This is a genomic window from Exiguobacterium aurantiacum (assembly GCF_024362205.1).
Taxonomy (GTDB): Bacteria; Bacillota; Bacilli; order Exiguobacteriales; family Exiguobacteriaceae; genus Exiguobacterium; species Exiguobacterium aurantiacum_B.
Map to the genome: position 1 here is coordinate 581242 of NZ_CP101462.1, position 12052 is coordinate 593293.

At 34.8% G+C, this 12052-nt stretch carries 11 protein-coding genes; 9 read left to right on the forward strand and 2 right to left on the reverse strand.

The window, feature by feature from the left end; all coding sequences use genetic code 11:
- Nucleotides 1–8 precede the first annotated feature (8 nt).
- The 9 genes from NMQ00_RS03170 (at nucleotide 9) to NMQ00_RS03210 (ending at nucleotide 10437) form a co-directional block, all read left to right on the forward strand.
- Nucleotides 9–1892: a polysaccharide biosynthesis protein gene (locus NMQ00_RS03170; protein ID WP_255177893.1), complete on the forward strand. Its 1884-nt coding sequence runs from the start codon at nucleotides 9–11 to the stop codon at nucleotides 1890–1892.
- Nucleotides 1893–1909: 17 nt separating this feature from the next.
- Nucleotides 1910–2569 (forward strand): sugar transferase, encoded by a 660-nt coding sequence (locus tag NMQ00_RS03175; protein WP_255177894.1) that lies wholly within the window; start codon nucleotides 1910–1912, stop codon nucleotides 2567–2569.
- A gap of 46 nt (nucleotides 2570–2615) precedes the next feature.
- The gene (locus NMQ00_RS03180) at nucleotides 2616–3467 is read left to right on the forward strand and encodes a glycosyltransferase family 2 protein (protein WP_255177895.1); all 852 of its coding nucleotides are present in this window, start codon (nucleotides 2616–2618) and stop codon (nucleotides 3465–3467) included.
- A 103-nt stretch (nucleotides 3468–3570) separates the two neighbouring features.
- Nucleotides 3571–4518, forward strand: a complete 948-nt coding sequence (locus tag NMQ00_RS03185) for an ATP-grasp fold amidoligase family protein (protein ID WP_255177896.1) — start codon at nucleotides 3571–3573, stop codon at nucleotides 4516–4518.
- 155 nt (nucleotides 4519–4673) lie between these two features.
- Complete coding sequence (locus tag NMQ00_RS03190; RefSeq protein WP_255177897.1) at nucleotides 4674–5435, forward strand: glycosyltransferase family A protein; 762 nt, start codon at nucleotides 4674–4676, stop codon at nucleotides 5433–5435.
- 25 nt (nucleotides 5436–5460) lie between these two features.
- Nucleotides 5461–6645: an O-antigen ligase family protein gene (locus NMQ00_RS03195; protein ID WP_255177898.1), complete on the forward strand. Its 1185-nt coding sequence runs from the start codon at nucleotides 5461–5463 to the stop codon at nucleotides 6643–6645.
- A 1-nt stretch (nucleotide 6646) separates the two neighbouring features.
- Complete coding sequence (locus tag NMQ00_RS03200; protein WP_255177899.1) at nucleotides 6647–7852, forward strand: polysaccharide pyruvyl transferase family protein; 1206 nt, start codon at nucleotides 6647–6649, stop codon at nucleotides 7850–7852.
- Nucleotide 7853: 1 nt separating this feature from the next.
- Nucleotides 7854–9269 carry a lipopolysaccharide biosynthesis protein gene (locus NMQ00_RS03205; protein WP_255177900.1) on the forward strand — a complete coding sequence of 472 codons (1416 nt, stop codon included), beginning with the start codon at nucleotides 7854–7856 and terminating at the stop codon, nucleotides 9267–9269.
- A 1-nt stretch (nucleotide 9270) separates the two neighbouring features.
- Nucleotides 9271–10437, forward strand: coding sequence for a nucleotide sugar dehydrogenase (locus tag NMQ00_RS03210; RefSeq protein WP_255177901.1), 1167 nt, complete (start codon nucleotides 9271–9273; stop codon nucleotides 10435–10437).
- Nucleotides 10438–10480: 43 nt separating this feature from the next.
- Here NMQ00_RS03210 and NMQ00_RS03215 read toward each other — a convergent pair whose 3' ends face one another.
- Both NMQ00_RS03215 and NMQ00_RS03220 read right to left on the reverse strand, forming a co-directional pair.
- The gene (locus NMQ00_RS03215; protein ID WP_255177902.1) at nucleotides 10481–11356 is read right to left on the reverse strand and encodes a tyrosine-type recombinase/integrase; all 876 of its coding nucleotides are present in this window, start codon (nucleotides 11354–11356) and stop codon (nucleotides 10481–10483) included.
- 5 nt (nucleotides 11357–11361) lie between these two features.
- Complete coding sequence (locus NMQ00_RS03220; protein ID WP_255177903.1) at nucleotides 11362–11814, reverse strand: sigma factor; 453 nt, start codon at nucleotides 11812–11814, stop codon at nucleotides 11362–11364.
- Between the last annotated feature and the right edge of the window lie 238 nt (nucleotides 11815–12052).

Genomic DNA, 12052 nt, shown 5'->3' on the forward strand with positions numbered 1-12052 from the left:
GGAAACAGATGTCTATTCCTGAGTTAAGTCGTAAATCATTTCGAACAAGCTTCCTAGTGGTTATTGATATTATTGCTATTTTATCATCAATGTTCGTCACATATTTCTTTTTATACCCACTTGAATTTATTGGAAATGTGGATCGTAATCATTTTATAGAGTCTGCTTTACTATATAGCGCATTATTTATCGTTATGTCTGGTATTAGTCGACTTTATCGAGTAGCATGGCGCTTTGCGAGTATGTCAGAAGCCATTCGCCTTGCAGTGACTTTGATAATGAGCACATTAACTTTGTATGTACTTCAATTTGCTGTTTACGGAGAAGCGATGGAAAGAATGTTATTCCTTAGTTTTTGCTTATCTCTCTTACTATTAGGGGGAATTCGTTTAGGGTCACGAATATACGTAACGTGGAAACAGGATCGGCGTTTAGTTTTAGGTGGCAGAAAAATGAAAATTCGCAAATCTGAAAAGCGGACGTTAATCGTCGGTGCCGGTCAAGCTGGTCGTATGCTAGTCCGTCAAATCAATCAATCTGATAATCATCGCATGAATCCAGTTGGGTTTATTGACGACAACAGTCACCTTCAAAACCTTATTGTCAACGGTGTGAGAGTATTAGGGACGCTCGGAGAATTAGAAAGTGTCGTTGAGAATCACGGGATTGATAAAATCGTATTTGCTATTCCATCTATGAACTATCAAGACCGACTTGCAGTTATTAAACGGGCAAAAGCACTCTGTACAAACGTTCATACATTACCAATGATTGAGGAAGTAGCAGCCGGAAAAGTAGCTGTTAACCAAATGCGTCAAGTATCCATTGATGATTTGCTAGGGCGTGAACCTGTTGAACTTGATATTTCAGGAATTCAATCAGAGGTGGAAGGCAGAACGGTACTCGTTACTGGTGCTGGAGGATCAATTGGTTCAGAGATTTGTCGACAAATTTTGAAATTTAGCCCTGGGCGTCTTCTACTGTTAGGTCACGGGGAGAATAGTATTTATTTGATTGAACGTGAACTCCGTGAACTCAATTTAGACGTCGACTTGATTCCGGTTATTGCCGATGTGCAAGATGTTGAGCGTTTACGGGAAGTGTTTATGAAGTATTCACCGCATCTAGTCTTCCATGCAGCGGCACATAAACATGTTCCTTTAATGGAAGCAAATCCACATGAAGCAGTGAAAAATAATATTTACGGCACGAGAAATGTTGCTGAGATGGCAAATGAGTTCGGTGTTGATCGATTTGTCATGATTTCAACCGATAAAGCTGTTAATCCGACGAACGTCATGGGATCAACAAAACGTGTTGCTGAAATGGTTGTTCAAAATTTGGCAAAACGAAGTCAAACAAAGTATGCAATAGTTCGTTTTGGAAATGTATTGGGAAGTCGTGGTTCTGTAATCCCGTTATTTAAAACTCAAATTGAGAAGGGCGGGCCGGTTACAGTAACACATCCGGATATGACGCGTTACTTTATGACTATCCCTGAGGCGAGTCGTCTGGTCATTCAAGCCGGGACTCTTGCGGACGGTGGAGAAGTTTTTGTTCTTGATATGGGTGAGCCTGTGAAAATTGTGGATCTAGCTAGAAATATGATTAAACTGAGTGGTTTTACAGAAGAACAAATCTCAATTGAGTTTAGCGGGATTCGTCCTGGAGAGAAAATGTTCGAAGAACTGTTGAAAGAAGGAGAAGTCCATCCCGAGGCAGTTTATCCGAAAATCTTTACAGGAATCGTCACAGAGGAAGCAGATTTAGAAGGGAAACTTACACGAATGAATGAGTTAAAGACGAGTGAAGCGCTCGGTCTATATCTAATCAATTGGGCAAATGATTGTCTCGATTCGGTTAAGCACAATCAAATAAAAGAAACAGTCTAACTAATGGAGTGTGAATGATGAAGTATATTGAACAGAAGCGAAAAATTGATTTGATGTTGTCGTTGATTGGACTGGTTGTACTTGCTCCTTTATTTATTGGAATTATGATCGCAATTAAACTTGAGTCGAAAGGTCCAGTCTTTTTCAAACAAAAACGAGTCGGTCTTCATCGGTCACACTTTAATATTTTGAAGTTTAGAACAATGCGAATAGATGCCCCAAAAGACACGCCAACACATCTATTAGGCGATCCTGAACAGTACATCACAAAAGTCGGTAAATTCCTTCGTAAAACAAGTTTAGATGAATTACCGCAAATCATTAATATCCTAACAGGAGAGATGTCTGTAATTGGTCCCCGGCCAGCATTGTGGAATCAATATGATTTGATTGAAGAAAGAGAAAAATACGGAGCTAATGATATTCTTCCAGGACTCACAGGATGGGCTCAAATTAATGGAAGAGATGAATTACCAATCGAAATTAAAGCAAAACTTGATGGTGATTATATAAGTAACATTGGTTTTACGATGGATGTTAAGTGTTTCATAGGGACAATTATAAGCGTTATAAAACGTGAAGGGGTTATTGAAGGCGGGACTGGAGGAATTGAAACAACAAAAATAACGACATCGGCTGATTCTTTACAAGCAGAAGAAGCAAAAATAGTGCAATAGTAATATATAACTGATTTAAAAAACTCAATTACTATATATAATATTTTTGAAAAAAGAGAATATTCCAACACTTTTTGTATTTGAAAATGAAAAAATGGCTAAATTATTACAGAAGGGAAAAATGACGGTGTACTATTCGGGAAAGAATAATTTAGTATCTATTATAATGCCTACGTATAATTGTGCTAATTATATATTGGATACCATCCTCTCTGTACAAGCACAGAGCTATAAAGATTGGGAATTAATTATTATTGATGATTGTTCTACAGATAAAACTGAAGAGATAATCAAAAATGTAATCAGAAAAGAATCGAGAATTAAATACTTCAAACTATTAAGCAATTCAGGAGCTGCTGTTGCTAGAAACGAAGGTGTAAAAAAAGCAACAGGAGAATACATTGCCTTTATAGATAGCGATGATTTGTGGCACGAGAATAAGTTAAGTGTCCAAGTAAATTTCATGAAACAAAACGAATCTGTATTTTCTTGTACGTCATATAATAAAATTGGAGAAAACGGATCGGACTTAGGGAAAACTGTTGTTCCCAAAAAAGTTTATTATAGATGGGACCTCTTAAAGAATTGTCCAGGGAATTCAACTGTCATTTATAACGCAAGCAAGTTAGGGAAACATTTTATTGAACCAATAAAAAAAAGAAACGATTATCTAATGTGGTTAAAAGTTATTCGTAAGGCAGAAAAATTGGATGGAATCCAAGAAGTTTTAGGAAGTCATCGGCTTAGAGATGACTCTTTATCTAGCAGTAAAATGTCTTTGATTAGATTCCATTGGGATATTTATCGGAAAATCGAGCATTTATCTTTATATAAATCTTGTTATTTAATGATTTATTGGATGACAAAAGGTATTTCACAAAAGTTGAATAAATTCTAATTTCAATTATCCTAGTATTTTTAAATGTTTAAGGATGACATTAGTGTTTTGTTAAGAAATAAAGTAATTTTGATTTATAAAAAAGAAAGTAGGAATAAATTTCATGAATGTACCTAAAAAAATAAAAAATTTAATAAAAAAAAATGATGAAATCGCATATCGATTAAAGGCATTTACTATTGCCTTTGCAATGATTAAAACAAAAATTGTGTCAGATGAGAATGAAATTAAATCTCAATATAAGAGAAAACTAGGAAGGGATTTGGATTTAAATAATCCAAATCTTTATAACGAGAAAATTCAATGGTTGAAACTTAATTTTCGCGATGAACTTTTAAATGTATGTGTGGACAAGCATGAAGTTAGAAACTATGTAAAAACAAAACTTCCGAATGCTGATCAGATTTTGATTCCTCAACTCGGTATTTACAATGATGTCAATGAAATTGACTTTAGCCAATTACCAAAACAATTTATATTAAAATTGACTAATGGCTCGAGTTTTAATTATATCTGCTTTGATAAGAAGAAGAGAGGGGAAATAAAAAAAATCAAAAATCGGTTTAAACTTTGGTCTAAATTAAATTATTACGCTATAGGAAGAGAATGGGCTTATAGAGATGTAAAAAATAGAATTGTCTGTGAAGAATTGATTTTAAGCGCTCAAGGGAACCCGCCGGAAGACTATCGCTTTTTTTGTTTCGGAGGAAAAGTGAAAATCATTACTGTAGACCTAGAGTCTGTTGTAGACGGGGTGAAGACGTCTGATTACCATCGCAAAATATATGACACTGACTGGAATGCGATCGAGGCTACTATAGAATATCCCGACAAGCCAGAATTATTTATTGAGAAGCCTAAGTTATTAACCGAAATGATTGAAGTGGCAGAACGTTTGGCTGAGGACTTCCCTGCCGTTCGAGTTGATTTTTATTCTTTCGAAGATAAATTTTACTTTGGAGAACTTACGTTTTATCATGCGTCGGGTTATCAAAAAATTTCGCCCCTTGATTTTGAAGAAAAAATGGGTGAATGGTTACAGTTATCTTAATCTTTATGTGCATACGCATAAATCACCTATAATTTTGGTGTTTTCAAAACATATATTACTTGAGAAAGCTCTGTAAAAAATGTTTTGCAATTTAAGTTGGTACAATTAGGTTTTTAGAGGAGGATATTGTGAAAGTACAGGTTTTGTTATCTACAATGGAAAAAGAAGATTTAGATTTTTTTCATGAGTTCAATTTAGAGACTGATGCTGTAATTGTTAATCAATCTCATTTTACAGGATATGAGCAAAAGATTGTGGAAGACTCGTGTATAGAAATGTATTCTTACGTGGAAAAAGGGGTTGGTCGAAGCAGAAACAGTGCTTTGCTTCGCTCTAATGCAGACATTTGTTTAATGGCTGATGATGATATGCGGTATGTAAGTGGTTATAAACAAATAATTTTAAAGGCTTTCGAAAATAATCCTAATGCAGATGTTATTTTATTTAACGTGGCAGTAGAAGATCGATTTGGAAACGTTAAATTGCCAATAAAAAGTAATGGGCGAGTTCATTTTTATAACTCTTTGAGATACGGAACTGTTAATATCGCATTCAAGAGAGATAAAATCGTTCAAAAGCAAATTTTCTTTTCATTGCTTTTCGGTGGTGGAGCAAAATATGGAAGTGGAGAAGATACATTATTTTTAACGGAGTGTTTAAAAAAAGGGATTAAAATTTATGCGCATTCGGAGATTATTGCAGATATTAAGTATCGGCATTCATCTTGGTTTGAAGGATATACAGAGAAGTATTTTGTGGATAAAGGAGCACTTTTTGCTGCTATTTCTCCTAAAATGTCATATTTAATAGCTGCACAATTTCTTTTTCGAAAAAAAAGTATCGTAGAAAACTTAGGAAGGAAAAAAGTATGGGGGTTGTTATGTCAGGGAATTAAAGAATTTTCGAAAGGTAACTAAGAATAATTTTATAGAGGTCATAATTATGAATAATAGTAATTTTAATACATGGATAATTATTACGTTTATTTATGCGTCATCTATATCAGTACTTTTTTTTCAAATTTCAAGCCCGTTTTTGATTAAAAGTATAATTGTTGTGACGCTTTTGATATTAACTGTAATATTAAATACAAAAAAATTGAATAAATATTTCTTAGGATATCTTATTAGCTTAATAATCATTATCGGAGTTAATACTTTATTTGTTGAAAACCCTATGTATGTACTTGGTGACGGAATAAATCTATTACTTTATAGTGCTATTCCATTTTACATTTTTAGTACTCAATCTATTCGAATTGAAGAATTATTGAGAAAGTGGCATGGAGTAGCAGTAGTATTTACATTGTTAATGCCTATTTATTATATTCTTAGGATGAACTATGTAATCACTTACTATGAAATTGGTTTGTTAGCGTACTACAATATTCTAGCCATTTTTATATATAATAAATTCAATAAATCGTTTTTAAACTTATTTATGGGTGCAATTAATTTAATCATATTAGGAATATTGGGTTCCCGAATGGTGTTCATCGCATCAATTCTGTCCATTTTTGTTATTTTTTTAGTGTTTTCTTCTAAGAGGAAATTATCTTATTATATTAAAATTTTCTCAGTTGCATTTGCTTCATTATTAGTTTTCACAAATTTATTAAGTCTTCTTACTGCTTTAAATGTTTCACTTACGAATCGTGGAATAAATTCTCGAAACTTATCTTTGTTTATACAACAGCTTCAAGGTACCGCTACGAATGATAGTATTTTGAGTGGAAGACAAGAGATTTATCCCGTGGTTATCGAATATATTAAAGAAAATGGTTTTTTTCCATCAGGTTTCGGAGTTGCGAGAACTTTAACCCAAGGTAAATATTACCATTCACATAATTTCTTGACAGAAATGATTCTTATTTTTGGATTAATTGGTTTAGTACTTGTGGGTGCCTTAATTTTTTTCCAAATATATAAAAATAAAAATAGATTAAAAGTATTATCAAAGAGTACAGAATTGAAAGTTGCATTAGTACTACTGTCATCGTTTTTATTCCGATCTATTACAGGGACTCATTTTGTTACCGACGTAATATTTTTAATTTCTATTGCAATATTACTAAACCTTTTTGCTATAAACGAAACTTATAATAAAACGATTAAAGGGGTTATTTAATATGAAAGTAACTTTCATAAGTTTTATGGGAAGTAAAAATTTAGGGGATTTATTAATTGTAAACCAATTGGAGAAAGAATTATTAGGTGGTTGTAGTATAGAAAGATATGATTTTAATTTACGTAAATATGTTAGTGAGGATAATCAATCACAGTTAAAATATCCTTATATTGAGAATGAAAAAAAAAGAAAATTGAAACAATTTTATAATGATAATTTAAGAAAAAAAACTTTTCTAGATTTACTTCATACCTTAAGAGTTAAAAAGCAAATTGATTTTAATGTAAGTAATTCAAATTTTGAGTTAGATATTCAGAAAAGTGATTTTATATTAGTGGGTGGGGGAAATGCAATTTTCGATTTGACTCCACATTCAGATTCGGGCTACAAATTCAAAAAAATAATTGACATAGCCAAAAAGTATGACAAAAAAGTTTTTGTGACTTCTATTGGAATTGGACCGTTTCAAAATGAGAAGCAAGTTCAAAAAACGAGAGAAATTTTGTCTCAAGCCTATAAGGTTACTCTTCGAGATGAAAAATCTTATCGATACATCAAGGATATTTCTAATAAGCCCGTATTATCGATTGATCCTGTTTTTTTAATGGAAGAAAATCAAATAAATGATATTAAAGTACCTAATGAAAAATTAACAATAGGAATTTGTGTTATCGATTTATTGCTGAATAAGGTAGAGGTAGGAATCAATAATAAGTACTTAAACGATTTGCAAAAAACAATAAAAAAATTGTCTAACGACTACCAAATTATTTTATTTTCAACAGATTACAAAGATTACGCGGCTGTAGACTTGGTTTATAAACAATTTAAAAACGAACCTAATATTAGAAAAGTAGAATTAAAGAATTTTGAGGATATTAATGAATTGTATCAAACTATTGACTTTTTAATTGGCGCACGTATGCATTCGCTAATAATAGCAGCTGCTAAAGGCGTACCGTTTATTGGATTGTCGTGGCAGGATAAGGTGGATCAAATGTTTAAAATGATTGAGTCAACAAATGACGTGTTTGATATTAATAATTTAGAGCATAAGAATGATCAATTATTACAACGCTTAAGAGAAAAAATAAACAATCTAGAGGCTGAGAAGATTAAATTAAGAAATATTAAAATAAACAACAAATTACTTTTCAAAGAGAACATTAGAATAATTAACGACTTAAAAGCTTCAATTAAGGTATAAAATGAAATCGCGCACAGAAAGTTTATTTAAAGATTCACTCATTCTAAGTATTGGAGACTTGGGAAGCAAACTTCTTATTTTCGCCCTTGTTCCATTCTTTACTTTTTATCTTTCTAGCGTAGAGTATGGAAAATTAGATTTGATTCAAGTAACTATCACTTTGCTAATCCCATTAATCACCTTAAGCGTATATGAAGCTACTTTAAGATTTGTTTTAGATGGAGAAAATGCAAAAATCGTTTTTAGTAATGGTGCGATTGTAATTTTCTTAGGAATTATTTTTAGTGGCTTATGTTTAGTTATATATAGCATATTAATGGGGGTTCCTGATCTTTACTACTTAGTTTTTTTAGTTTTCTGTTTAAATATGTTTTACATCTATCTCTTGAATTTTTGTAGAAGTTTAAAAAAATTAAAATTGTATGCACTTAACTCTTTGCTATACTCAGTCTCGTTATTTGTGGGAGTTATTTTTCTTGTTGGTTATTTTGAATATGGGTTATACGGTTTTTTCATTGCCAACATAATTTCATATTTATTTTCTCTTGCTCATCTTTTTAGAGGGATTAATATTAGAAGCTACTTATCAGTAAAAGTACTTAATTTGAATATGGTTATTCAAATGTTATCTTATAGTCTTCCTTTGATGCCTAACTCATTAATGTGGTGGATAATTAATGCTTCTTCTCGATATCTCATATTATTTTATCTAGGTGCATCATTTAATGGTTTATTTGCAGTCTCAAGTAAACTATCTGGAATAATCGCAGTATTTAATTCGATTTTTTTTAAGGCATGGCAACTATCTGCTATTGAGCATAAAGATAGCAAAGATAGTGGGAAGTACAATCTAGTTGCGTTTCAGTATTTCAGTAGTTTCATATTTTTATTAGTAGGAGTATTGATTATCATTGTAAAACCTTTATTTTATACTTTAGGAGAGGAATATATAAAAGCTTGGAAATACACTCCGCTTCTACTTATTGCAGTAGTCTTCTCAAGCTTGTCCTCTTTTTTAGGAACAAACTATATAGTCAATAAGAATACTAAAGAAGTATTTTATACATCTTTAATAGGAGCAGGAATGACATTAACACTAAATGTTTTGTTGATACCAGTTCTCGGACTTTATGGGGTAGGTTTTTCTTCGGTTGCAGGTTTTCTAACTATGTCATTCATTAGATGGAGAAGTATATCCGCTTATAAAAAAGAAACTAAAACTCTTCAAAGTATAATATTAAATTTAATTTCAGTTTCTATAATTACAATTATCACTTATCTAACTATTCCTTTATATTTTTCTGTCTTTTTATATATTTTAGGATTGATGATAATGATTAAAATCAACAAAAAATTTATACTCTTTATTCTAGCCGTATTAAAAAAAATATTAGATAAGTTAGTTAGGAGATATTGAAATGAAAATTGCTGTAGCCGGTACTGGTTATGTCGGTCTTTCAATGGCAGTTCTGCTTGCGCAACATAACGATGTGATTGCACTGGATATCATGAAAGACAAAGTCGACATGATTAATGCAAAACAGTCTCCAATCGTTGACGCAGAAATTGAAGACTTCTTACAAAATAAAAAATTAAATTTAGTGGCGACAACAGACAACCTGACAGCGTTCAAAGATACCGAATATGTTGTGATTGCAACGCCTACGGATTATGATCCAGTGCGTAACTACTTCAACACGCGTACGGTTGAGAGTGTCATCGCAACGGTTTTAGCAATTAATCCGGATGCAATCATGGTCATCAAATCGACTGTACCGGTTGGATATACGGATGAAGTCAAAGCAAAATTCGATACTGAAAACATCATCTTCTCACCAGAATTTTTGCGTGAAGGTCAAGCGTTGCATGATAACCTTTATCCATCACGTATCGTCGTGGGTGAGCAGTCGGAGCGCGCTGAAGTGTTCGCGAACTTGTTAAAAGATGCTGCGATCAAAGAAGATATCGAAGTGTTGTTGACTGACTCAACTGAGGCGGAAGCTATCAAGTTGTTCTCAAACACATACTTAGCGATGCGTGTCGCGTTCTTTAACGAACTCGATACATATGCTGAAGTTCGTGGTCTTGATTCTAAGCAGATCATTGAAGGGGTTGGTCTTGATCCACGCATCGGCTCACACTACAATAATCCATCATTCGGTTATGGTGGTTACTGCTTGCCGAAAGATACGAAACAGCTTCTTGCCAACTATGAGGATGTACCGAACAATATCATCGGGGCAATCGTTGACGCGAACCGCACACGTAAAGATTTTGTGGCAGAGTCGATTCTGAAACAAAATCCGAAGCGTGTCGGTGTTTACCGTCTAACGATGAAGACGGATTCGGATAACTTCCGGGCGTCTTCGATTCAAGGAATCATGAAGCGTATTAAGGCAAAAGGTGTCGAAGTCGTCATCTATGAGCCGGTTCTAAAAGAAGAATCGTTCTACAATTCACCTGTCATCAACGACTTTGAGACGTTCAAAGAGACAGCTGACGTCATCGTCACAAACCGCTTGCATCCAGAACTCGAAGATGTAGCAGATAAGGTGTATACGCGCGATTTGTATAGTCGTGACTAATCATATGGCAGCACGAGGAACGAATCCCCGTGCTGCCATATTTTCAATCTTCTAAGTCGTCGACGGCATCTCGAACTTCTTGATTCGTCACATGCAAATAGCGTTCGGTCGTCTGGACATGTTTATGACCGAGTAATTGACGGATTACCATTAGGCTAGCTCCGTTCCGATAACATGAGGTGGCAAAACTATGACGCAACATATGGGTCGTCAAATGCACGTCGAAGTACTTCTCGGAGATGCATTTCAAATCCTCGTTGACATAATTGGCACGTACTTGTCGCCCGCTTGGCATGAGAAATACGTAAGGGGAATCTGGAAACTTAGGGCGGTCTTTTTCGATATAGTCTTTGAGCTCTTTTGCTAGACGGGGTCTCATCGGAATGATGCGTTGCTTCTCACCTTTGCCTTTGTTGACATACAAAACGTTGTTCTCAAAGTCGAGGTGAGAAATTTCTAAATCGAGTATTTCGCTGATGCGAAGGCCAGCGTCACCGCCAGTTAAATAGATGGCATATAACGTCGCGTTTTTAGCCTGATACAATACTAGATTTAACTGCTGTCGGGTGATGACGTTTGGTTTCTTTTGCACGCCGTCTTTCGTGATGATTTGGGCGAACGGATTATCCACGACCCATTTTTGTTGCACGGCAAAAGTGAAGAGGGAACGTACGGACATGATATAAGCACGTACCGTACAATTCGATAGATTTTTCTCTTGGAGCGACAGTTTGTAAGGCAACGCATGTTCGAGGTAGTTCACATCCTGCAAATAGAGAACATTACGTTGGGCAACGAAATTCTCAAATCGGCGCAACGTGTTTCGATACGTTTTAATAGTCGTCTTTGGCAATTCTCGACGAACAATTAAGTCTTCCATATACAGCTCGATTGCATCTTGCAACAAAATGTTTTCCATGTTGATCACTCCTTCATTTGGATGGCCTCTCGAAGTTCTCGTTGAACATCTGCCTTATAGGCTCTAAGCCGGCTTGGGGAATAAGGCAGTGTCGACTCGGTCCCATCGATGAGGTGGCAAAGGAGCTCGAAGTGGCGAGGCGATAGCAACATTTTTTTCTCATCGAGCCAGTCGTGGAATCGGCGTTCGGACTCGATGCACGTCTCTGGAATTCGTTCAGCTGCGACTTCGTGTTTCAAATGGCGTGCATTCTTTTGTTGGTGGTTGAGTATCGCTCCCCGGATGCGTTGGAAGCAGTACGTCTTCGATAAAGTACATCCACGGTTCAATGCTTCCCATAATGCGATCCGGGCGATTTGGGCACAGTCCTCCTGTTCGTTAGGGTGGATGGATAGGTGGCGAACGACATAATGGATCATCGGTTCCCACTCGCGAATCTGTTCGTCAATCGTGTTCATCAAGTTGCTCTTTCCTGAGCGCTCGGTGTGATTCCTAGGTAAGACCGAGTATAATCGTTGTTCTTCCCGATGCACCAATGGCCTTGTGCGACTGAAATAGAGGGGATTATCTCCTCGAAGACGCAATGATAAAGAGAGGAGCCTTAGAGGCAAGGGATATCAACACCCAAAAAGGTAAAGAACAACGATTATTCCCCGTTCAAGGTAAGTAAATTAGTTATAGATCATAGAAAAATAC

Excerpts from the sequence above, each read along its gene's own strand:
- NMQ00_RS03170 (WP_255177893.1), top strand. The coding sequence starts at position 9 with ATGTCTATTCCTGAGTTAAGTCGTAAATCATTTCGAACAAGCTTCCTA.
- NMQ00_RS03205 (WP_255177900.1), top strand. The coding sequence starts at position 7,854 with ATGAAATCGCGCACAGAAAGTTTATTTAAAGATTCACTCATTCTAAGT.
- NMQ00_RS03175 (WP_255177894.1), top strand. The coding sequence starts at position 1,910 with ATGAAGTATATTGAACAGAAGCGAAAAATTGATTTGATGTTGTCGTTG.
- NMQ00_RS03200 (WP_255177899.1), top strand. The coding sequence starts at position 6,647 with ATGAAAGTAACTTTCATAAGTTTTATGGGAAGTAAAAATTTAGGGGAT.
- NMQ00_RS03190 (WP_255177897.1), top strand. The coding sequence starts at position 4,674 with ATGGAAAAAGAAGATTTAGATTTTTTTCATGAGTTCAATTTAGAGACT.
- NMQ00_RS03210 (WP_255177901.1), top strand. The coding sequence starts at position 9,271 with ATGAAAATTGCTGTAGCCGGTACTGGTTATGTCGGTCTTTCAATGGCA.
- NMQ00_RS03220 (WP_255177903.1), bottom strand. The coding sequence starts at position 11,814 with ATGAACACGATTGACGAACAGATTCGCGAGTGGGAACCGATGATCCAT.
- NMQ00_RS03195 (WP_255177898.1), top strand. The coding sequence starts at position 5,461 with ATGAATAATAGTAATTTTAATACATGGATAATTATTACGTTTATTTAT.
- NMQ00_RS03215 (WP_255177902.1), bottom strand. The coding sequence starts at position 11,356 with ATGGAAAACATTTTGTTGCAAGATGCAATCGAGCTGTATATGGAAGAC.
- NMQ00_RS03185 (WP_255177896.1), top strand. The coding sequence starts at position 3,571 with ATGAATGTACCTAAAAAAATAAAAAATTTAATAAAAAAAAATGATGAA.